This window comes from Fibrobacter sp. (assembly GCA_024398965.1).
Taxonomy (GTDB): Bacteria; Fibrobacterota; Fibrobacteria; order Fibrobacterales; family Fibrobacteraceae; genus Fibrobacter.
The window spans coordinates 107,930-131,317 of record JAKSIF010000006.1 but is presented as its reverse complement, the minus strand read 5'-3'; the positions used below and the strand labels follow the sequence as shown (position 1 = coordinate 131,317).

At 51.0% G+C, this 23,388-nt stretch carries 17 protein-coding genes and 1 tRNA gene; 5 read left to right on the top strand and 13 right to left on the bottom strand.

Annotated elements, in window-relative coordinates; all coding sequences use genetic code 11:
• Positions 1–86: 86 nt before the first annotated feature.
• Positions 87–2,030 (bottom strand): hypothetical protein, encoded by a 1,944-nt coding sequence (locus MJZ26_04590; GenBank protein MCQ2105052.1) that lies wholly within the window; start codon positions 2,028–2,030, stop codon positions 87–89.
• A 132-nt stretch (positions 2,031–2,162) separates the two neighbouring features.
• On the opposite strand from MJZ26_04590, the gene MJZ26_04585 reads away from it, so the two are divergent.
• Positions 2,163–2,615, top strand: coding sequence for a hypothetical protein (locus tag MJZ26_04585; GenBank protein ID MCQ2105051.1), 453 nt, complete (start codon positions 2,163–2,165; stop codon positions 2,613–2,615).
• Between the two features lie 10 nt (positions 2,616–2,625).
• Here MJZ26_04585 and dacB read toward each other — a convergent pair whose 3' ends face one another.
• The 3 genes from dacB to aroA are packed head-to-tail and all read right to left on the bottom strand — an operon-like array spanning position 2,626 to position 7,696.
• Positions 2,626–4,776, bottom strand: a complete 2,151-nt coding sequence (gene dacB, locus MJZ26_04580) for a D-alanyl-D-alanine carboxypeptidase/D-alanyl-D-alanine-endopeptidase (protein ID MCQ2105050.1) — start codon at positions 4,774–4,776, stop codon at positions 2,626–2,628.
• Between the two features lies 1 nt (position 4,777).
• Complete coding sequence (locus tag MJZ26_04575) at positions 4,778–6,367, bottom strand: extracellular solute-binding protein (protein ID MCQ2105049.1); 1,590 nt, start codon at positions 6,365–6,367, stop codon at positions 4,778–4,780.
• A gap of 9 nt (positions 6,368–6,376) precedes the next feature.
• Positions 6,377–7,696, bottom strand: a complete 1,320-nt coding sequence (gene aroA, locus MJZ26_04570) for a 3-phosphoshikimate 1-carboxyvinyltransferase (GenBank protein ID MCQ2105048.1) — start codon at positions 7,694–7,696, stop codon at positions 6,377–6,379.
• 79 nt (positions 7,697–7,775) lie between these two features.
• Here aroA and MJZ26_04565 point away from each other — a divergent pair, with 79 nt between their 5' ends.
• A complete protein-coding gene (locus tag MJZ26_04565; protein ID MCQ2105047.1) occupies positions 7,776–8,705 on the top strand; it encodes a thioesterase in 930 nt (309 codons plus the stop codon).
• A gap of 388 nt (positions 8,706–9,093) precedes the next feature.
• Here the strand turns inward: MJZ26_04565 and MJZ26_04560 are convergent, their stop codons facing one another.
• Entirely contained in the window at positions 9,094–10,059 is a 966-nt protein-coding gene (locus MJZ26_04560; GenBank protein ID MCQ2105046.1) for an MBL fold metallo-hydrolase, read from the bottom strand.
• Between the two features lie 118 nt (positions 10,060–10,177).
• Between MJZ26_04560 and MJZ26_04555 the strand changes: the two genes are divergently transcribed.
• Together MJZ26_04555 and MJZ26_04550 are read left to right on the top strand one after the other, a co-directional pair.
• Positions 10,178–10,543, top strand: a complete 366-nt coding sequence (locus MJZ26_04555) for a hypothetical protein (GenBank protein ID MCQ2105045.1) — start codon at positions 10,178–10,180, stop codon at positions 10,541–10,543.
• A 110-nt stretch (positions 10,544–10,653) separates the two neighbouring features.
• Positions 10,654–10,727: transfer RNA gene (locus MJZ26_04550), tRNA-His, on the top strand.
• Between the two features lie 153 nt (positions 10,728–10,880).
• Here MJZ26_04550 and MJZ26_04545 read toward each other — a convergent pair.
• From MJZ26_04545 to MJZ26_04515, 7 genes are all read right to left on the bottom strand, one after another.
• Positions 10,881–11,714 (bottom strand): serine/threonine protein kinase, encoded by an 834-nt coding sequence (locus MJZ26_04545; GenBank protein ID MCQ2105044.1) that lies wholly within the window; start codon positions 11,712–11,714, stop codon positions 10,881–10,883.
• A 513-nt stretch (positions 11,715–12,227) separates the two neighbouring features.
• Complete coding sequence (locus tag MJZ26_04540; GenBank protein MCQ2105043.1) at positions 12,228–13,388, bottom strand: sodium ion-translocating decarboxylase subunit beta; 1,161 nt, start codon at positions 13,386–13,388, stop codon at positions 12,228–12,230.
• 24 nt (positions 13,389–13,412) lie between these two features.
• Positions 13,413–13,781, bottom strand: a complete 369-nt coding sequence (locus MJZ26_04535) for an acetyl-CoA carboxylase biotin carboxyl carrier protein subunit (GenBank protein ID MCQ2105042.1) — start codon at positions 13,779–13,781, stop codon at positions 13,413–13,415.
• A 66-nt stretch (positions 13,782–13,847) separates the two neighbouring features.
• Positions 13,848–14,684, bottom strand: a complete 837-nt coding sequence (locus MJZ26_04530) for a hypothetical protein (protein MCQ2105041.1) — start codon at positions 14,682–14,684, stop codon at positions 13,848–13,850.
• Between the two features lie 191 nt (positions 14,685–14,875).
• Complete coding sequence (locus MJZ26_04525) at positions 14,876–17,104, bottom strand: histidine phosphatase family protein (protein MCQ2105040.1); 2,229 nt, start codon at positions 17,102–17,104, stop codon at positions 14,876–14,878.
• Between the two features lie 116 nt (positions 17,105–17,220).
• Entirely contained in the window at positions 17,221–18,690 is a 1,470-nt protein-coding gene (locus MJZ26_04520; protein ID MCQ2105039.1) for an amidophosphoribosyltransferase, read from the bottom strand.
• A gap of 104 nt (positions 18,691–18,794) precedes the next feature.
• Positions 18,795–20,282, bottom strand: coding sequence for an acetyl-CoA hydrolase/transferase family protein (locus MJZ26_04515; protein ID MCQ2105038.1), 1,488 nt, complete (start codon positions 20,280–20,282; stop codon positions 18,795–18,797).
• A gap of 28 nt (positions 20,283–20,310) precedes the next feature.
• On the opposite strand from MJZ26_04515, the gene MJZ26_04510 reads away from it, so the two are divergent.
• Positions 20,311–20,730: a GtrA family protein gene (locus MJZ26_04510; GenBank protein MCQ2105037.1), complete on the top strand. Its 420-nt coding sequence runs from the start codon at positions 20,311–20,313 to the stop codon at positions 20,728–20,730.
• Between the two features lie 78 nt (positions 20,731–20,808).
• On the opposite strand, the gene MJZ26_04505 is transcribed toward MJZ26_04510, so the two are convergent.
• Complete coding sequence (locus MJZ26_04505; GenBank protein ID MCQ2105036.1) at positions 20,809–23,184, bottom strand: thrombospondin type 3 repeat-containing protein; 2,376 nt, start codon at positions 23,182–23,184, stop codon at positions 20,809–20,811.
• Positions 23,185–23,388 lie beyond the last annotated feature (204 nt).

Here is a 23,388-nt window from a genome sequence, read left to right as displayed (position 1 = left end):
ATCACGGTTCAACAAAAAAAGCCCGCTGCAGGCAATTTCTGCACTGCACGCGAGGCTTACGGCCAATAGGCAAATGGCGACTATTCTTACCAATCTACGTCGTCCATTTCAACCCAAGGGTCCACATTCAAGTCCGGCATAACCGGGCTGGGTTCACGAAAATAATCATCATCGTCTTCATATTCATCCAGGTCGGCAAGCAGTTCCCACATCTTGTCCTTGGTCATGCCCGGGAACACACCACCGAAAGTGATATCCGGGAACTCCAGGAATTCCTTCATTTCCTTCAGGTTGTAGGAACGATAGTGGTAATGGTCTTCGCAGGGGTACTTCACGCCAGTCACCAGGTCCCTAAAGCTGATCAGTTCCTTGCCGTTCTTGTCGGTAAACACCAAAACGTTGGGAGCGTCAGCGCCTTCGGCGATCAGGAACTTGGTCACACCGTCTTCCACCTTGCAGAATTCGAAACTTAGGGTCACCTGCTTGGTCACCTTCATGGTATCAGCGGATTCTTCTTCATCACCATAGTAATCATAGCTGCGATATCTAAACCTCTTCAGTTCAAAACTTGCCTTGCAGCCGTCAAACACCACCTTGTAGGTGCCATAGGCATAGCCTTCCTCGTATTCGATATCAAAATCGACAACCGGGGTTTCCACATAATCATCCAGATCGTCGTCGTAATAGTCAGAATCAAAATCTACGCCAACGTATTCTTCCTTGCCGGTGAGGGGCATGGCTGCCTTGAACAAAGCTTCCAGTTCTCGACTGGCGTAAGAATGCCAATTAAGAGAATCGGCCCAGAAGTCGTTCTTGCCCGGCTTGAACCAATCATCCACAGGCATAATCTTGTGGTAGGGCAGAAGTTTCTTTACATTGGTAATGCCGAAGAACTTGCCGATGTTCACCTTGTAGGACTTACCGGAAACCTTGAATTCGATATCGTTGTGCAGAGCGTCCTTGACGCGGGAAAGGGTATCGATGGCAGCCTGCAGGGAGGAAACACTCACGTCAGCATCTTCATCGTCGCCCACAACGTAAATGTCATGGAGCTGGGTCTTGAGGCCGTTGGCAGCTTCGTCGATACCATACTGCAGGCCAACTTGCACGTAGGTAATGGCGCTGTCCAGCATGTTGGGGATGTTCTTGTAGGCGGGAGCCCAGTCATCCCTGATGGTGGCGAAGGGATTATCCTTGTCCAGAAGCTTGATGGCCTTCTTGACGCCAGGGTTGCTCTTGTAGTTGGCAATGTCGACTTCGATCAGGGAATCGATCCAGTCGTAACTGCCGTTTTCATCGAAATCGATATTGATGCTGGCGACAGCCACCATGAAGGCGCGCATCAGGTAGAGAGCGCCCAGGGCCGGTGCAAATTCACCATTATCCAGCTCCACGGTACGTCTGCCGTTGGTGTATAGCACCGTCACAGAGCCATTGCGGACCACATTGGTAATAAAGGTAATGGCGGAGTCAGTCATGGGCAGAAGGGTTTCGGAAACGGCATCCTGCATGGTTGCGGTCACCACCTTGGAAGACTGCTTGGCCATAACCCTGGTACCCACCACAATGTTCGCCATCTCGGATTCGGAAACCTTGTAAAGGTTGCGTCTGGAATCCGTTTCCACGATACCGCGGTTTTCCAGGGAATCCAGCACGGAATTCAAGGCGTCGTTATTCACCAGGTTGGCGATGGAGGAAAGTGCATAACCCAGCTGGGCTTCACAGTTGGCCGGATAGGCATCTAGAACCTGACGGTAGGTATTCTTGATGCTCGCGCCAATTCCCTGAGCCTTGCGGATTTCACCATCCTCCAGAGCCCCGAGGAATTCCACAAGGTCGCCCTTGGCCATTTCGAGTTTGGAACTACCTGCGGCATCGATATCGCTATTGCAGCTTTCTACCTTGAATGACTGCACATCGCTGGAAACTGCTCCCGACACATTGTCGGAACCGGAATCAGAACTGGAGCAGCCAGCCAAAATGGCAGCAAGGCCAAAAGCTGCTGCCGCTGTATATCTTTTGAAATTCATGAGGACCTCCTATAATCTATCACCCCAAATACCACTCAAATATTAGAATAATAATACAGTTCCTACAAGGATTCTTCACGCTTTCCGCACTCAGAATGACTATAGAGCATATTCTTTTTGTATTATTAGAACATGCTGGCAGACGTTGCAGAACAAATCAAGAAGCTTTCCCCTTTAATGGATGAATCCTCCGAAATCTTTCGGGAGCTTTCCATCTTTTTTGGAGGCTCCGCAAAAATTGATGTTCACCAAAGCGACTTGGCCAAGTTCCTAGGACGCAAGCGGCTCTACAGGGTCATACGACTGCAAGGGGAATCCTACAAGGATTGCGTCTACCAGCTGGTGGACGATCACCCCGAATCTATGGAAGCCCTTGGGATGCTACGCTATTACAAAGCGCCAGCGGGCCGTATCAAGTGGGAAGAAATCGAAAAAGCAGAAACCGCCATAGGCAACGAACTTACCGTCAATGCGTACGGATGGACTCCAGACTCCTGGACCGTCTTTGAAAAGGACGCCGAACAAACGGGCGACGCAAATTCTCACGAACTGGTAGCGATTCTCGCCTTTGACTTTGGCGACTGAGTAAAGCCCCTTAGGGCTGCTTAAATTCAAACAGGGTTATTCCCGGAAGTTTGCCGCGACGGCTTTCCAGATACTCATTCAAAGGCTGTTCTATAACACGTTTTTTCAAGGAAGATGCATGTCGAACCATAGGGAGTTCCCCAGGGCGTAAAATCACAAAACCTGTGTGAGTCGCATCTATCTTATCAAACTTACCAATGTATGCAATGCCTACAACCATGAACGGGCCTTCGTAAGGCTTGCTCATCAATTCCAAGGCCCTGTCATAAGGCAGGTAGCGGATATCCATAGGTTTGTCTTCTTCCTTGCGCTTAATTCCCTTGGCCTTGAAGAAGTCCTTCTTCGGCATGGTGCGCTGAATCGTAGTGTCTCCTGGAAGAGGAATCACCTTTGCAAACTTGCCCTCGCCCACCCAGTCGTTCAACAAGTAATGCTTGCGATGAGCATAGTCAATCTTCCCGTCAAGGTAACGAATCTGCTGATGAACACCAAACACTTTTTCCTCACTGGTGGCAAGAGCCAGAGCCAAGGCGTGTTCAACGTAGGTAACACAGTCAACAGAATCCAGATTTACAAGGGGCTTGTTCTCGATGGAATCCAGATAGCTTTCGCCCATAGGGCCCAGAAGGTAGGGCTTACCGATAAGTGACTTGCTGAAATAGTCAAGGCGATTTGCCAGGCCACGAACATTCTGCCCCGAAATCCAGAGAGACTTCATTTCCATAAGGGATGCATAATGGTCGTTAACCTGCATCACTACGCGGGTCCACAAGGTATCAAGAACATCCTTCAAGGTGGCATCGGGATTCTTGCCTGTTTCGTTTAGATACATGGCCATAGTGAGCGTATCCCCATCCATAGGGAACACGTAGCCAACCAACGCATGGACTTCCCCGATGAAGCCAGTCTTGAAGCGAGTCAGCCAGGGATAAGGATTGTCCAACTGGCGCTTGCCACCGGTACCTAGGCCAGGGCCAGCAAAACTGTTGATGTAGTAACTGCCCTTGGGATGACGAGCCATCTTTGCAAGCAGCATGGTTTCAACAGAGGGCTTGACCTTGTTCTTTGGCGAAAGACCACATCCATCCCAAACTTCAAAGTCAGAAGGATCAAGACCGATTTCACTCAGAAATTTCTGTTCTGCAGCACGGCCACCATCAACGCTACCTTCTCCGGACACCTGGGCGCCCATGTTACGGAACAGGGTCTCTGCGTGCATATTCTGGCTACGCTGATTGATTTCATCCAGGATGCTAAGGAACGGTGCTGCAGAATAGGAAAATCTCTTGATCTCAATCCCATCGGGCACATTGTCCTTACTCTCATAAACGACACCGCGTTCCTTAAGTGCGTAGGCAAAGGCCGCATTGAAAAAGCCAACAGGGTTCCTGATGGGAAGTACAAGCTGGGCAGAATCCACATTCACACCGATAGTTCCGCCAATGGTAATCTCGGACTTCACCGGATCAAGGGCCCATGTCCAGCCCTTCTTTCTACCCTTCACCGTAACCAACTCATTTTTCAAGGTTACATAACCCACATCGGGAATCACTTCCACGTGGGCAGTATCGCCAATCTCCTTGCCGGGCTTGAAACGGATTACTTCGCAGTTGTCATTGAAGCCTAGCGGAGCTATTTCTGCACCATACCAGGCGTCGTAAAAATTCTTGCGCCAGTGCTCCGCTTTCCAAGGACCCTTGTAATAACTGGAATCCAAGTCAATGCGACCGCGGATGGTATCAACACCCAAGGCGCGAATAGAATCCACCATGGCATACAGCACATGGAACGGATCCGCATAATAACGGCCGGAAAAGTTCGGGTCTCCTTCGCCACGAATATTCACCTTGCCGGTGAACACTCCCTTTTGGACGCTTCCATTCAAAGATACATAGGTCTTGGGCTCATAATCCAAGGGCAGAAAATGAATGGCTGCAGCCGTAGTCAAGGACTTTAGAGAACTTGCGGGAGTAAAACGTTCTTCACCACGAATACTCACAAGTTCCTTTCCCGTCTTTACGGAACGAATGGACAAACCATATCGAGAACCCGGAACCAAGGAATCCACATAGACCTGGAATGAATCCGGCACGAAGTTCGCAAAGGTAGAACCAACGGAAAGAACAACAGCAAATAAAGTGGCGAATACAGATCTTTTCATATTACCGTTTACGGTGAATTACGGCATAGCCTACAAAAATAAACAGAGCAAGGCACACCAGCACCAATCCAACAACCATGACAAAGGACATGGATATTCCATTATCCGAATCAGGATCATTCTGGACATAGGCCGATTCTTCCACCGGCGTAATCAGAACGCGCTCAATACGATTACGGACTTCTACCGGACTTGTTTTTTCTTCGTACTTGAGAACCGTATTAATACGTTGATGAGCCTTCAGTACAGCATCTACAATAATTTCATTTGCATCCGCAGTGCGGCTTTCAATGCTTTTCGCAACAACATTCATCATGGTGATGATCGCATATTCCACTTCACTCCATTCCGGAATGTTGGGGAAGCTCCGGCCATTCTTTTCCAGGTTTTCAATGAGATGATTGTAGCGAGAATCCTTAGCCCACAAGCTGATCATAGACTGGTCTGCAGGCAAGAAACCGATCTGACGGGAGAAGAAGTCCATGTTGTCGGCGCGAAGCAGGTAGACAAAAAGTGCCTCGGCAGCCTTCTGTTTCTGAAGAGAACCTCTCTTAGGAAGAGCCAGGTGGCTTCCACCAACAAAGGTAAAACGGCCATTGGGGCCTTCGGGGAAGGAGATAAAGGCAAGGCTATCTTCAGCCAGAAGAGATTCCTTGAGGCCGCCTTGATCACCAGAGAAATCAAGCTTGCGAATGAATTCGGCAGTACCGTAAATTACCAACTGTTCAGACCGAACAAAGCGATCCGCATTCTGAGTCGAATTTTCCTGGAATCCATAGGGGGAGATATCCAGGTCATTCAAAAACTTAAAATAATGACGCAATCCATTCAGGGTATTGGAATCAGCCAAGGCACTGCGGTAGGAGTCCCCTTCCTTGGCAACAAGGTCTCCGCCAAAGCTCCAGATAATGGGAGACATCTGCTGGTGACCGGTCCAATCATTCTTGACGCCATAGCCAAAGGGAGCTACGGATGCACCCACCTTGTTCTTCAACTTCTTCTTGGAAATTGCACGCAAGGTTCCATAGAACTTAGGATAGGTCGCAACGTCATCCTCAGTCAGTTCCAGTTCCTTCCAAAGGCGCTTGTTTACAAGCAAGCCTCGAACGTCAAGGAACCACGGAAGAGAATAAGTCGCCGCATCGGAACCCAGGTGAGAAACCTTCATGGCCTCTGCGTAGAAGCGTGTAGTATCCAAGGAGACCAACAGGGACTCCGGTACAGAGGATATCAAGTCATGGCTTGCGAAATGCGGAACCCAGCTGGAGCCCAATTGGATAACGTCTGGAAATTCCAGGCCGGAAGCCTCTGCAGTAGCAGCATCTGTCGCAAGGGTTCGAGTCAACTGCTCAAATGCAGTTCCCCAGTCCAGAAAGCGAACCTTTACCGGATAGCCGGATCGATGAGCGAAGCGCCGAGTAATCTTACGAAGAGTACTACCCGAATTGATGCCTTCGTCCATAGCCCACAGGACCAGGGTATCCCTAGTCAACGGGGCGGAGCGAATTACGGGAGCGGGTTTTGCCCCAACCTCGGCAAAGGCAATAAAAGCAACAACCAGTGCAACTGCAAAACTTTTAAGATTCAACAAAATAACAACCTACTTAGCGATTCTCAAAAAATCTTCAAAGTACTTGGGATAGGTCTTGCCTACGCAAGCCGGATCCATAATCTTGACCGGAACACCACCCAATGCGGCAAGGCTAAAACACATAGCCATACGATGGTCGTTGTACGTTTCGATAGCAACGTTCTCGTTCAGCTTTTCTGGCGGGGTCACGGTAATACTATCCATGTCAGAGGAAACCTGGGCACCCATCTTACGCAGTTCAGCAACGATTGCAGCAATTCGGTCTGTTTCCTTAACACGCCAGCTGGCAATGCCGCTAATATGGCTCGTACCGTCGGCAAATAGAGCAAGAACAGCGACGGTCATGGCTGCGTCAGGAATGTCATTCAAATTCAAGTCAACGGCGTGAAGGTCTGCACCTTCGCATTCCACCCAGTCCGGGCCCATGGTAATCTTAGCGCCCATCTTTTCGAGAACCTTGACGAAGGCAACATCTCCCTGACGGGATTCAGATCCGACACCAAGGACACGGACCTTGCCCTTTGCAATTGCGGCTGCGGCCAGCGGATAGCTGGCGGAGCTTGCATCACCTTCCACCATGTAATCACCGGGGCTCTTGTACACACCCTTAGGCACATAAAAATCAGTCAAACCGTCATGACGAACTTCAATGCCGAAATGTCTCATGACATCCAGGGTCAGCAAAATGTACGGAGCAGAAATCAACTGACCTTCCACATGAATGTGGAGGGGTTCCTTTGCATAAGGTGCGCAAATCAGGAGCGCGGTCAAATACTGGCTAGAAATATTGCCGCGGACACTGACGGTACCGCCATTGAGACCATGGGCCTTGATACAAACCGGAGGATAGCCTTCCGTTTCCATGTAGCCCACGTCGGCGCCAAGAGACTGCAAAGCCTCCACCAAGTCACGGATGGGGCGTTCCTTCATTCTCTGCTCGCCACTCAAGTGGAATTCGCCTTCACCAAGGGTGAGTGCGGCACAGAGTGATCGCATGGCAGTTCCCGCATTGCCCAGGTAAAGTTCTGCAAGGCAGTCCCCATCTACGTTTTCGGGAGCGTTAATTGCACCACCATTACCCACAATGGTTGCCTCGGTAAAGTCTTCAGACATCTCGATGCCGATATCCAAGGCCTTAAGGGCCTCACCCATATAGAGAGTGTCGTCACTACGGAGCAGGTTGTGCAACTTGGTAGTGCCTTCTGCCAAAGCGGAAATCAGGAAGACACGATTGGTAATACTCTTGGAACCAGGTACACGGACTTCGCCATTGTAGGAGCTCAGGGCCGGCAACTGGATAAAACTGGGTCTAGAAAAAGGTTCTGCCATGTCGCAAATTTATAAATTATACATCGTCTTTTATTTCTGCATCCCCGATTTAATGGGAATTATAACGATACGAGGTTTTATGTTCTTGGAAAAGCTGTTTGGATCTAAGAAGATTGTGGACTCAAGTCAACCCAAGGCCGAGACAAAGGCCCCAACCGGCTATGGTCCCGACGAATCAACACTATCCATCAGCCCCGAAATGATGGCCAGCGCAGCCCGTACCGATTCCGCCCATCAGAAGGACAGCGAAGACGAAATTACCGAATTGAAATTCACGGTACGTTTCTCCGACTGCGACGAACACAATCGACTCAAGCTCTCTCGCCTATTCCAGTTTACCGAAGAAGCCGCCCTATCCGACGCCGAACGCAAGGGTTACGGACTTTGGAACATGATGCGCGCCGGCTTTGGCTGCGCCGTGACCCGCATGAAACTTCGCCTAAACCATACTCCTGTCCTTGGCGAAGAACTGCGGGTCAGCACATGGGCCAAGGAGAATTATAAGGACAAAGTAATATACAAGGACTACATGGTTCGCGACAGCCGCGGGAACATCCTGGTAGAAGGAACATCCAGCTGGCTGCTTGTGGACATGAAGACAGGAAAGGCTGTTCCACCTTCTACAAGCCCCTACCCTGTTCCCATCGAGGAAGGCAAGGAAGCCCTCCCCGAAAAACTCGATATTTTGTCAATGGGCTTGTTCCCCAAGGTCATCGACCACGTGCAGGCCCGCAATACCGACATGGACATCAATCATCACGTGAACCATTGCCGTTATGTAGACTGGGTACTGGACGCACTGAGCCGCGATGAGATCAAGAACCGCGGCATCCGCTCCATACAAATGAATTATATCCAGCAGGTTCCACTTGGCGAAAAAGTGGACATCGTCCGTTTCAAGGATTCCAAGCATCACGCCGTACTCTTTGGCATGAACGCAGAAGACATGAAGGGCAACCCGCTAAAGGCCCGCTGCCACTTCCAGGCTCGCGTAGGTTTCAAGGCGTAACTGCCGCAACAGCGCCGGATGCAGCAACAGCGCTGAATGCAGCAACGTCGGCTGGATGTAGCAACAGCGCGGCCATTGAAACGCATTTTAGGACTAATTCGTTCAACATCGCGATTTAGTCCTACAAAATTCAATAAATGGATCGTTGCATTAGAACTAATCGTACAAAAGAAAAAATTAGTACTAGAAAAAGCAACTGTAATCAACTCATTTGCTTTACTTTTCAAGCAAATCCATTGAAAAACTAGTACTAAATCTCCCCCGCAACATAATTAATACTAGCATCCCCCTGAAAACACCTCCTGACCATAGGACTAAATTCCATCAGCACCACAGGTAGTCCTAAAACAAGACTGCGAAAAACAAGGAGGCCTTTCGAGATTACAACCTACCGCAGGATGCCAACCCCAGGCACCAGCGAGAAGGAAACTGTTCCGTCCCGATCTGTCCGGAATACGGCCGTAGAATCACCGGTTACATAACGAAGCTTCTGAAGCACCTCTTCCCGAGGGTGACCGTAGCTGTTGCCCGCTCCTACGCTTATGACAGCAAAGCCGGGCGCCACCTGCGACAAAAACCGGAGGGAACTGCTTCCTGCGGATCCGTGGTGAGGCACCTGCAGGAGCGCGGCACTTACGTCGGGCGACAGTTCCATCAGGCGGCGTTCGCCGGCGGAGTCCAGATCGCCAGTCAAGAGAAAGCGGTTCCCTGAAGGATCCGCCCTCAGGGAACCCTGCATCACAATACTTGCGCCATTTTCACCTACGGCAACATACTCCGGAGGCCACAGTACCTTCAAGTCAATGCCGTCGGACGTTCCCAAACGAATCACGTCCCCGCGGTACAACGTATCCACCGGGATTCCATAGCGACTTGCTAGACGCAAGACGCTATCGCCCACGAAGCTCCGGGCTGTATCCGGCCCCACGTAAAGATTCCTCACGAAGACTCTCAGTCCCAAAGCTTGCGACGAAACTCCTTGCGGCGAATCTTCTTGCGGATTCCCTCGCGAGGACGCCAATTCCATGAAGCCACCGCCATGATCCCTATGGCCGTGACTCACCACAACCCAGTCCAACGTATCGACGCCCCTTGACTCCAGGGAATCCACCACCCCGACAGAATCAGGCCCCATGTCATACATTCCATAATGACCGTCAAACTCAATCAGGACCGCAAGGCCCTGCCCCACGTCCATAAAATTCACTTTGCCAAAACGTTCCTCGTTGGTCAGCGAATCCTGGTATGAACACCCCCAAAGATTCGAAACCAACAGAAACAGGCAAAGCCAGCCTGCGGCGCATAGGGCAACCCAGATGAATATCCAACCATTTCTGCTTGATTCTGTCCTCATAGTGAATCCTTTTTTTGGTTCTCTACTCTATATACACGGAAGATTTGGCCGAGCCGGATGTGCTTCATACACTTTTTTACCACTTTTTTACTATCTTTCTTTCAAACTGAGGTTTTTTATGCAATTACCCAAGTACAAGAAGAAAAAGCGTATCAAGTTGAAGGTCTGCCAGGAACCCGGTTGCGGTTGTGAATTCTGGGGACACCCGATCGCCAAGTACTGCGAAAAACACCGTGACATCAAGCAGCGTCAGAAGCAGAAGAAGGATGTGGAAAACATCGAATCCAAGAACATCATCTTCCGCCACAACTATACCGAGTCCATGGACCTGACTTTCAGGTGCTGTCTGGAAGGTTGCAACGAAAAGTTCAGCATCAAGGTATTCCCCAAGCAGTATATCTACCCCCGATTCTGCGAGGAGCACCGCAACGACTTCAAGCGAGCCAACTTCCTGCGTATCGTTTCTAAGCTGAAAAACGACTAATTTTCTTTAAAATCGCAGTTTTCACCCCGTAAAAAAAGAAAAATTGAAAATTTTAAAAGAACCACCCTTGAAAGTTAGGGTGGCTTTTTTATATTTGGCTCACACTCATGGTGGGTGTAGCTCAATTGGTTAGAGTCCCAGATTGTGATTCTGGATGTTGTCGGTTCGAGTCCGGTCACCCACCCTTAAAAAGACCTCGCGAAAGCGGGGTCTTTTTATTACTCAGGGGCGTTGCCCCCGAACCCCCGGGCAAATGGTTTTACCATTTGCGAATGTTGGATAAATCATTTTTCACAGCGCTATTACTCAGGGGCGTTGCCCCCGAACCCCCGGGCAATCACAGGGTCATTTTTCCGAAATCGTACAGTCGGCGGTCTTTCGGATTCTTAGCTGTCATCGCATCCAAATGTTTTTGAAGTTCCCCTAATAACGGATCAGTAAACCGAGGCAGAGGCTGATGGAGGTGAAAGTCCTTTAAGTCCTTTGCCTTATGGCTTTTGCAAGGCAATTCTCCTGTAAGAATTTCATAGAACATAATTCCCAGGGAATAAACATCTGTAGCAGGCGTGGTCTCGCCAAAGGTCCAACACTCAGGAGCCATATACTCGATGGTTCCCCAACCGTTAAAAGGATCCTTCGCAGTGAAACTTGCAGGATCGGATTTTCCGCCGTTCAAAACCTTGGCCAAGCCAAAATCTGCAATGCGCAAATTGCCTTCAGCATCCATCAGGATGTTTTCTGGTTTGAGATCGCGGTGAACGAACTTCCTGTGAAATGCCTCGACGCCAGCCACAATCTGACAGAACCAAGCCACGCAGGTTTCCAGCGGAATTCCTGGACGGATATGGGACTTCAAATTCCCGCCATCATAGAAATCCTGGAGCATGTAATAAAATTCCCCGCAGTCACCATCGGCGCAATCAAGGACCAACTTTCCAGAGTCAATTGTATTTACGATGTTGGGGTGATGCATTTCGCGACACACCCGGATCTCATTCTCCAGCTGCTGTTCGTACACGGCTGCAGTGGGGCGGCACAACTTTAATATGACTGTCTTTCCGTGGCTGTCGCAGCCCCTGTAAACAGTCCCCATAAAACCTTTAGCGAAAAACTGGAAGTTGCCGTAGGTTTGGCCACCACATGTAATCTCAGGAATATTCAACGCACGCACAATCCAAGTAAATCCATCACACCAGTCTAATCATCCATGACCTAAATATACAACCAATTTCAAAAAAGTCCCCAGTTCATTACCGAGGGCTTCTTGAATTTCGCTTTTGGTTTGCGGCAAATGCCGCACCATCCGTGAGCAACAAAGCCCTCGGGTGTTAGCCGAGGGCGGTTGCGAGAGCGAGCGCCGACCGGAATTTAATTTCCCGACTCTAGCACGAACGGTCTTTGTAAGCAAAAGGCCCGACCCTGTTAAGGTCGAGCCTTTTGTGAGAGCAATGGTCAGTCACATGTTCTGACCCGCTCTTAAACCATTGCGGTCTCCGTGAGCAACAAAGCCCTCGGGTGTTAACCGAGGGCGGTTGCGAGAGTGAGTGCTAACCGGAATTTAACTTCCCGACTCTAGCACGAACGGTCTTTGTGAGCAAAAGGCCCGACCCTGTTAAGGTCGAGCCTTTTGTGAGAGCGAGCGCTAACGCAGGTACATCGCCTACATTCTGCGCGAGCGGTCTTATTAAGCCAGACGGCTAATCATGTAACCAGCGCAAACTGCGGTACCGATCACGCCAGCCACATTGGGGCCCATAGCGTGCATCAGCAGGAAGTTCTGCGGGTCGTACTTGGCGCCTTCAACCTGAGAAACGCGGGCAGCCATAGGCACTGCAGAAACGCCAGCAGAGCCAATGAGCGGGTTCACCGGATTCTTGGGAGAGAGCTTGTTCATGATCTTTGCGAGGAAGAGGCCGGCTGCAGTAGAGAAGCCGAAGGCCACAACGCCCATAGCGATGATCATGAGGGTCTGGGGGCGCAGGAAGATGTCGGCAGACATGGTGAGGCCCACAGAAGTACCAAGGAAGATGGTCACGATGTTCATGAGTTCGTTCTGACCGGTCTTGACGAGACGATCAACAACGCCAGATTCCTTGAAGATGTTACCAAGCATAAGCATGATGATCAGTGCGGATGCATCGGGCACAACCAGGATGCACACAATCATCACCATGACAGCGAAAGCGAGACGTTCGGCCTTGGAAACCTTGCGGAGGGCCTTCATACGGATCTTGCGTTCCTTGTCGTTGGTCATGAGGCGCATGATAGGCGGCTGGATCAGCGGCACCAATGCCATGTAGGTGTAAGCAGCAACGGCGATGGGGCCGATGAGGTGCTTAGCCAACTTGTTGGCAGTAAAGATGGAGGTCGGACCATCTGCACCACCGATGATACCGATGGAAGCAGCTTCGCCAAGAGTAAAGCCACCGAAAGCAACGGCGCAGAACATGGTAGCGAAGACACCGAACTGAGCACCACCACCCAAGAGGAGGGTACGCGGATTTGCGATCAGCGGTCCAAAGTCAGTCATGGCACCCACGCCCAAGAAGATGATGGGCGGGAAGAGTTCCAGGTGAATACCCTGGCTGATGTAGTAATAGAGGCCTTCGGTCGGGACAAACATGCCCTCGATGCTCCAGCCACCATCGTAGAATCCCTTGGTGGGGATGTTCACCGCAAGAGCGCCCAGTGCGATCGGCAAGAGCAGCAGCGGTTCGAACTTTTTCACGATTGCCAAGTACATCAGGACGAAGCTGACAATCCACATCACCAGCATAGACGGGGTGATGTAGGCAAAGCCAGTGTCGCCAGCGAACTGGACAACGGAGCTAAGGATTGAACTCATTTATAATTACCTCAGTAGGCTGAATTAAGCGATGGTGAGGAGAGTCTGACCATCAACGACGGTGTCGGTTTCCTTAACGGAAACAGAGTTCACGGTACCTGCGCAAGGAGCGACAACCGGGTTTTCCATCTTGAGGGCTTCGATAATTGCAACTTCCTGGTTAGCTTCAACCTTGTCGCCAACCTTGACCTTCAGCTTGAACACAGAACCAGCGAGGGGGCTCTTAACTTCGGTACCGCCAGCAACTGCAGGTGCAGCAGCCGGTGCCGGAGCAGCTACGGGAGCCGGAGCAGCAGGAGCTGCAGCGGGAGCAACGGCGACATTGGAATCAAGAACTTCAACTTCTACATCGTAGCTCTTGCCTTCGAAACTGATACGTACGGTCTTCTTCATTTTGATTTTTCCTGGCTTAATAGCCTGTTGAATTTTTAAAGGTTGTTCCTAAAACTTAGACCTTGATTAAACAATCGTCCAAGCAGGAGAGTTAACATTCTTGTATGCGGTGACGCGGCAGGGCTGACCCAGGACCTGGGTTGCAGCTGCGGTCATGATCACCACCAGTTCGTCGTTGGTAAGGCCCGGATGTTCTTCCAGAGCGGCAATGGCAGCGATAGACAGGAATGCCTGGAGCTGCTTGTTGGTCATGCCCGGATGAACGCTCTTAGCATTGGGATCCCAGTCGCAGTGGGCGGGGCCAATGGTACGGGGAGCTGCGGCTGCAGGAGCAGCGGCAGGTGCAGCGGCGGGTGCAGCCTTGACTGCGGGTGCCGGAGCCTTGTCCTGATTAAGGCCAAGCTTTGCCATGATGAAGTTCATCAGATAGCAGAGCAAGCAAAGGCCGATAATCACAGCCATCACTACGATAAGGCCAGTTGCCTGGAATTCGGCAAGCTTACCCAGAGTGAAGGTTTCCTTTTCGCCCTGGCAGACGCCTTCGACGACGTTACCATTGCAATATTCCTTGCCCAAAGTAGCCTTGGCAATGGGAAGCACCGCGGAGGATGCATCGTCCTTAGCCTTGAGGGCGTTACGAGCAGTCACAGACTGGTCGTATGTCTTATAGAGCACCTGGAATCCACCACCGTGGGCTTCGACAATTTCGAAGACAGCGGAATCGGCACCAGGAGTAAGGTCAAGCTGAGCCTGAACCTTAGCTGCATCGGTCGGAGACATCAAGGCGATCTGCTCGTCAAAACGACCCTTGACCTTTGCAGGCTGAGTAGCCACTACAGCTTCTTCTGCGGCAGCGGGTGCTGCTACTACGGAATCTGCAGTATTCTGTTGCGTTTCATTCATATTGGATTTTATCCATTCTTTTAGGTGAACATTTTGATAAAAATCAACGATTGAAATGTAGTTATTTAGCGAAAAGGTAAAGGATAAAGGTTAAAGGTCTTAGGCAAAATAGAGGTGTTTTTTCATAAGAAAAGGCCCCGCAATTCACCTGGGGACCTTTGCATCTATCAGTCTTTACAAAGTATGGAAAATTACAGTTTCATGGTTCCGGAATCCAGTCCACGAACAGGTACGTAGCGGATCGTACCTGCACTGTTGAAGATTACCGCAGTACCCGCCAGGAAGTTCAGCCAGTTGCGGTTTCCCTGAACATCAAAGAAGCGGAGATCAACCTTACCCTGGGAACCATAAACCGTCAAGGGCAACACCATCATATCGTGAGAGATGTAGAAGTTGACCTTTCTCAAGCTGGAACGCTTATCCAGAATGAAGTTGGATACGAATTCCTGACTGCGATTGTCTAGGTAATAGAAGTTACCGGCGGGAGAACCCGTATAGGCCCAACGGGTCAAATTTTCAACACCCGGCTCCCCAGTCTTTATGTACCAGTTACCATCTAGGCCGTCAAGCACTTCGGGAGTGGCACTTACACCTGCACCAGAGGCAATGCTTTCACAGGTTTCCAGAGTACGAGTATATCCAGAGTAGGCAAAATACATGGAGCCCGCCCCCTTGAACTTAGCACCCACACCCTTCGCCTGGGCCTTGCCGTTATCCGTCAAATGGCCCTTGGACCCCGTCTCATTGGTACGTTCAGCATGACGAAGCACAAACACCACGGATTCGTCGGCGGCAAGGCTCTTATAAACCTCTTCCACATCCATAAAGTCCATGATGTCGTCACCTGTCGCAAGGCGCCACTGATTCCTGGACGCATCATAGATATAACTCTTGTCCCTGTTGATAACGCCCGGACGGATAGCCCCATCATACTTGGAAGTATCCGCGCCAAGTCCCACCGTATCCTTCTCGATATCGGTAGCGGCACGCCAGCGGCCAAGACTTGCATCGCATGTGAATCGAACTCTCGTCTTTGTCGTGTCTTGATAATTACAACCAAAGTAATCGCTCTGGCTATAGCCGATATGATTTACCATGCCATCGTTAGAAGCGTTGCAAGGAGGGAACTGGTATTCGCTAGTCCAGAACTTGCGCAAGTACTTTTCGAAATCCGGAACCTCGCCCAGGCCCCAGCCGGCAACATTCTTACGGATCTTTTCGTAACCGCCGCTAAGATCCAAGGCCATAAGCCAGTCAGCAAGATGAGCCCTGGAATTCCAGTCGTCCCAGTTTCCGCTTCCCGCGATTTTCTGGCCAATGGAATCTGCGAACAGCAGCATTTCCTGACCGGAGCCATGACGCTGTAACATCACGGAGATGGCCATAAGGGCGGCAGCGAATTCATCGCCATCAAACAAATTGATTTCATCAGAGACCTTGGATACGGCCGCTGCACCCGGGCCGCCAAAGCCCCCAAAACCGCCTTGACCCTGGGCAAACATATCGTCATTAAATCCATCGATCTTAACACCAAAGGCATAGAGGACTTTCTTCAGGGACTGTTCCTTGACCATACGGATAGGCGTATTAAAACCACCCTGCTCAACCAGCCTGAATGCAACAATCGCATCGATGTGGGTCAAGATATTCACGTTAACGGAATCACGTTCAGTCAGGTCCGTAATATTCTTTAGGGTTACAAGTTCCGGAGACAGACCGCTAGTCAGTTCACTTCTGTAATAACCGGAAGCCTCGACGCGAACATAGGGTGACACCAGATTAACATCATCTACAGTATAGCTTCCATTAGAAGAAGTGATGCAGGTCTTGTGAATGCGCGGAGAATCAGCCATGCGCTGCATGCTGTCAAGTTCCGTAATGGTCACTGAGGCACCGTAGCGGAAGGGACCTTTTTCTGCCAGGCCAGCCACCGTAACGCCTTCTCGACGGTACACCATGGCACCCGTGGAATCTAGCCCAAAGTTGCTTTCCCCACCAACGACGTACTCCACTTCACCGGGAATAAGTACACCGTCTTCGCAGGAAACACCAATGGACTCAACCACATTGTTCATCCAGTCTCCGTCAATGCAGAAATACAATGTATTCTCAGCAGCCACCATGAAGGACTCCCCTTCGTTGGCCGCCGTACAGCTGGGAAGCTGATTTGCATCCTGCACGAGGGTTGTGTCTTCAACGACAGGCTCATCGGAAATAACGGGCCCTGGTTCCACAAGAGGATCGTTGGAACCGCCAGGATTATTCGAATTACCCGGATTAAAGGGATTGAACGGATTTCCGTCCGAAGCAGAGGAACCGGGGCCAGGTTCCTGGTTTACGTTCTCGTCGCTGGAACTGGAAGAGTCACTTCCACAAGCGTACAGAGCAAAAGCAATGGTCAATAAAAACAAACGATACATCGGTACTAATATAAAAAGCACAACCAGGGCTTCCAACGAAAAAATTGATTACACACAAAAAAACGGCCGGAAAGTCACTCTTTCCAGCCGTTCTTCAAGATCTTAGGAAGAACCTGTTAGTCCTTGTTCTCGCAGTGGCAGCATTCACAGGGCTTGTGATAGCAATCGCCAGTTTCTGCGTAATCCTTACCGGTCCAGCAATAGGTGCAGAGCTGGTCTTCCGGAAGACCGATAGCCTGGATCAGGTCATCGATACGCTGGAAGGCAAGAGTGGTAAGGTTCAGGTTACGACGGATGTAGTCCACCATTTCCTTGTATTCCGGAGAATCCGGGTTGGTGTACTTGTCCAGATCGGCGTTCTCGCCTTCCTTTTCGCGGATGTAGCGGCGGGTAATCAAGTCGTACACGCTCTTGGAACGGGAGAAGTTGATGAACTTGCAGGGATAAACCAGCGGGGGGCATGCGATACGCATGTGGGTTTCCTTACAGCCCATGGAATAGAGCTTTTCGGCCTGCTTACCAAGTTGGGTACCGCGGACAATGGAATCGTCGCAGAACACCAGGCGCTTGTTATCGATAAGGCCCGGAATGGGAATCAGCTTCATGGAAGCAACGTGTTCACGCTGGCGCTGATCCTGAGGCATAAAGGATCGTGCCCAGGTCGGGGTGTACTTGACGAAGGGACGGGCAAACTTGATGCCGGCTTCGTGAGCGTAACCCAGGGCGTGGGAAGTTCCCGAATCCGGGATGCCGCATGCGGCATCTGCTTCAGTCGGAGTGCGCTTGGCAAGTGCGGAACCGCAGCGGTAGCGGGTCATTTCCACATTGCGACCTTCGTAGCTGGAAGCCGGATAGCCGTAGTAAACCCACAGGAAGGAGCAGATAGCCATCTTCTTGCCCGGTTCAACCAGAGTGTTGATTCCATCGGGAGTGAGTTCGGCGATTTCGCCGGGGCCCAAGTCACGAACGTGGTCGTAGCCCAAGTTAGGAAGGGCGCAGCTTTCCTGCACAGCGATGACGGAACCGTCCTTCTTGCCGACAATAATCGGTGTACGGCCCCACTTGTCTCGGGATGCATAGAACTTGCCGTTGCTGTCCATCACAAGAACGGAGCAACTTCCCTTGACCTTCTGCTGTACGTAGGTAAGACCTTCTACAATGGAGTTCTGGGTGGCGATAAGGGCGGAAACCACTTCGGTAGGGCCAACCATGCCGCTGGTGGTAGAATACTGGAGCTGCATGCAGTTGTTCTGGAACAGCTCGTTCTTCAAGTCTTCGATATTGGAAATAAGGCCTACGGTAACCAGGGCGAAGGTGCCATGCTTGCAGGTCATCACTAGGGGCTGAGGATCCGTATCGGAAATCACACCCAGACCGATATTACCGGCGAACGTAGCCAAGTCATTTTCGAACTTGCTGCGGAAGGGGGTATTCTGGATGTTATGAATGGAACGATGGAAGTTGCCATCGGCCTTCAGAACAGCCAAGCCACCACGATGGGTTCCAAGGTGAGAATGATAGTCGGTTCCAAAGAAAAGATCGGTTACACAATCCTTCTTGGAAATAACGCCACAGAATCCGCCCATATAAGCTCCTTAGCTAAAAGGGATATCGGGATTAAAACACCCTACAAATTTTCAAATCAAGATAGAAATCTTGGACAACCGCTGCAAGAACCCTTTGGTCCAAACTATCTCATGGAACCCGTTTCCAGGAACTTCTGGTGCATTTCAAAAGCCTTGGAAAGGGCCGCCGGAATATGGACGCCCTTGGCATGCTTAAGACTGAATTCCAGGAAGTCCGTCAGAGGTTCGCGGTAGTCGGGATGAGCGCAGTTCTTGATGATAAGTCTAGCTCGTTCCTCGGCGGCAAGACCACGGAGGTCGGCAAGTCCCTGTTCCGTCACGAAGATCATGGTATCATGGTCAGGATGGTCCACATGACTTACATAGGGCACCACGGAACTGATCGCCCCGTTCTTTGCAACTGAAGGCGTCATGAAGAAACCTAGGAAACAGTTACGGGAAAAGTCCGCGGAACCGCCAATGCCATTCATCATGGCAGAGCCTGCCACCATGGAACTGTTCACGTTGCCAAGAATATCCATCTCCAGGGCTGTATTCATGGAGATAACCCCAAGACGGCGGATAACGTCAGTACTGTTGCTTGCTTCCTGCTGGCGGATGATCAAATGCTTTTTCCACTCCGCGGAGTTGGCGACAAATTCCTTCTGGGTACTTTCAGACAAAGTAAGGGCTGTGCCCGATGCTACACCAAGCTTCCCCTTCTTTAACAAAGGTAGAACCGCCTCCTGGATTACCTCGGTATACAGGTCAATCTGGCTTAGGCGATCGTCATCAGACATGGCACTGAGAACTGCGTTAGCCACCTTGCCCACACCACTCTGGTAGGCAAGCCCCTTGGGCAGGCGTCCCCTGGATTCCTCGAAACGGACAAAGTCCAGAATGCGCTGGGCTATGTTGATGGAGATTTCATCCGGTTCCACAAAGGGAGTGACCTCGTCAAAGCGGGAGGACTCTACAATGGCAACAACCTTGCTGGGGTCAATCTTCACGAACTCTTCGCCAACGCGGTCGCCTGCGGAATAGATAGGCAGGGGCCTAGCATGAGGCGGAAGCTCCGGCAAGGCAGAATCATGAATGCCGATACAGGCGTCACCCAGGCGGGTGTTCAATTCAAGAATAATCTTTTGTGCGGTCTGCAAGAAACAAACGGAATTTCCGCCGGAGGTCGAAAGGCAGACTCGTCCGTCGGGAAGTATGGCGGTCACTTCGATGACGGCTACCGTCGGGGCAGGAAGTGCGCCCGTGCGAATCCAGAAGCCGATCTTGCCGAGGTGGGCGTCGATATACTTGATGGAGCCCGCGTTAATGGCCTTGCGCAAAGCGGGATTGGACTGGTAAGGCGCGCGGAAGCTGACCGCATTCGCACGGGCAAGGGCGCCATCGCAGGAATCACCGGTAGATGCACCAGAAAACAGCGTCACCTGGAAAGGCTCGCCGGCATCGTGGAGGCGCTGCGCCCTGGCGGCTATGGCCGTCGGCACTTCCTTGGGATATCCCGCCAAGGTAAAGCCGGAAACACCAAGAATATCTCCGTTAGAAACCATTTCCGCAGCCTCTGCCGCGGTACACTTTTTAGATGCAATCCAGTCCATACCAACGAAAATAGTTATTTTCAGCGGGATGCTTCACTTTGTCAAATACAATCTCATCGGTATCATGAACACCCTGATTACGTTACTGGTAGTCTGGGTGCTACACCAGCTTCTGGACTGGAACCTGGAACTTTCAAACTTCCTTGGATTCATCGCCGGAGGATGCAACAGCTATCTGATGAATCGCATCTGGAACTTCAAAAGCAACAATGAAAAACGTACCGAGGTGACACGATTCCTGATAGTGTTTCTCTGCGCCTACGGTCTAAATCTTCTTGTCTTGGAAGGTTCCGTCTACCTGCTGACAAACGCTCCATGGTGCAAACCTGTTGCCGAATTCGCTTCCCAGTTCATGAAGCCCAGCTATCTTGCAAATGTCATCGCCAACGTTGTTTACGTTCTTGCAAGTTTTACGCTTTATAAAAAATGGGTTTTTAAATCCAAATAAATTACCTGTAAAAAACAAAGACCGCCCCCGGAAACCGGAGGCGGACTTTTTATATCCGTAAGATCTACTTGCTAGATATTACTTCTGGAACGGGATCAGTTCCACGCGACGGTTCTTAGCACGACCCTTCTTGGTCTTGTTGTCGGCGATGGGCTTGTCCTGACCGAAGCCAACTGCACGGACGCGTTCAGCATCGATGCCGTTCTGAGTGAAGTAGTCAACCACAGCCTGGGCACGTTCCTGAGAAAGCTTCTTGTTACCTTCAGCAGAACCGGTGTTATCGGTATGGCCCTGAACTTCCAGGTTTGCAGATTCGATCTTCTTCATCAGGCTGATGATATCGTCGAGGGTTGCGTAGCTGGACTTGGTCAGCTTAGCGGAACCGCTTTCGAATTCAATGCCCTTCTTCAAGCGTTCCAGGTCTTCCTTCTTGTTGACCGGGCAGCCCTTAGCGTCAATCTTCACACCTTCCAAGGTGTTGGGGCACTTATCCTGGTAGTCAGGAACGCCGTCATTGTCGGAGTCAAGCGGGCAGCCAACGGAGTCTACCGGAGCATTCTTCGGAGTGTTGGGGCACTGGTCGAGACCATCAGGTACACCATCCTTGTCCTTATCAGCGCTGCAGCCGGTAGAATCAACAGGCACGCCTTCCTTGGTGTTGGGGCACTTGTCGAATGCATCGGGCACGCCGTCCTTGTCGAAGTCAAGCGGGCAACCGGTTTCGTCGACTTCAAGGCCTTCCTTGGTGTTGGGGCACTTGTCTACGTCGTCCTTAACGCCATCCTTGTCAGAATCCATGGGGCAGCCGGTAGAGTCAACAGCAACGCCTTCCTTAGTGTTGGGGCACTTGTCGAGTTCGTTTACAACACCGTCGCCATCAGCGTCGTTGTCGCAACCGTGTTCATCAACCTTAGCACCTTCCTTGGTGTTGGGGCACATATCGAGACCGTCGAATACGCCATCCTTGTCGCTGTCAATGGGGCAGCCAACAGAGTCAACGGCAGCACCGTTCGGAGTATCTGCACAGCTATCGAGAGCGTCGGTTACACCATCCTTGTCGCTGTCGGCCGGGCAACCGGTAGAATCAACAGCTGCACCAGGCAAGGTGTTGGGGCACTTGTCATGGCCATCAGGTACGCCGTCCTTATCGGTATCCATAGCGCAACCGGTGGAATCAACAATCACATCCTTCGGGGTGTCAGCGCACTGGTCAAGGCCATCGAAGATGCCGTCGCCGTCAGAGTCGATGGGGCAACCAGTAGTATCGATTTCAGCACCCTTCGGAGTCTTGGGGCACTTGTCGAGACCGTCAATCAGGCCATCGCCATCGGAGTCAATGGGGCAGCCAACGGAGTCCACAGTTGCAACTTCCGGAGTATGCGGGCACTTATCCAGTTCATCCTTAACACCATCCTTGTCGCTGTCGCGGTTCAGCTTGCCACCGAAGCGCCAGGTCAGGTTAGCAGTACCGGCATAGTTCGGGGTCGGAACGTAACCGTAGCGAACCTTGGTACCATGCTTGTCGGTATAACCGATGGTGTAGTTTTCAATTTCATGCATTTCGTCCTTGTAGTCGTAACCGAAGTTACGCAGAGCACGGACAGCCACGTCAAGACCAATGGAGAAGTCGATGTTCCACGGCAGGTGGAAACGAAGACCCGGAGTCAGGAGCATGGGGTCATCCTTGGGATCGCGAGGATAGTAACCGTCTTCGATCAGCATTTCGCCGGAGAATTCAGCAAAGACTTCCATCCAGGAGAGGGCCAGCCAGTTAACACCGGTGCCATAGACCAAGGTGGAGGTACCTTCGTTGGCATAGACAACACCAGCGTGGGTATTCCAAATAATGGGAGCGCCCATGTTGGAGAAGTTCAAGGTGAACACCAAGGTAGCGCCAATGTTCAGGTCGTCGGAGGAATACGGCTGAGTTTCGCCGCCTTCTTCATTCAAGTACCAGGCATGACGGGGACGGACACCTACGCCCTTGTCGCCAGTGGGGAGATACAAATCAACAATAGCAGCCATGGCGAACAGGGTATGTTCGTCGCCAATGGGGTTGATCTTCATCCACATGTCCACGTCACCACGGGAGGCCTTCCAAAGGTCACCTTCGCCGCCGGGCAGGATGCCGTGGGCATTGGCGTGGTCATAGTAAAGGGGCAGAGCCATACCGATGTCCAAGAAATCGGCAAGACCGATAGCACCGTGAACGTTACCAGCCAGAGAACCGGAAAAGTCATGGAACACGTCCTTTCCACCATTCTTGTAAACTTCGCCACCACGGGAATGGGACCAGGAGTCAAAGGTCACATCGCCACCGGTACCGGCTTCGATACCCCACTGACCAAGGGTATAAGCGTTGTGCTGATGAATACCGGAGGTTCCACCCATAAGCCCGGACTGGGCAAAGGCCATACCGCCAGCGAGTAATGATATACCAATGATTTTTTTCATTGTATCTCCTCTAGAATTCATGATCCGTTTAAAAATGGAATCCAAAACCCATACGGACCATTTTTTGTACATTCGACGGGGAAATGTAGCTTTTTTGTAACAAAGTTCAAGGGGCGCACTATCCTTGATACACCATATTTCATTGCTTTTCTCTCAACACCACCCCCTTTTTGTGATTTAACGCAACTTTTTGAGTATCAAAAA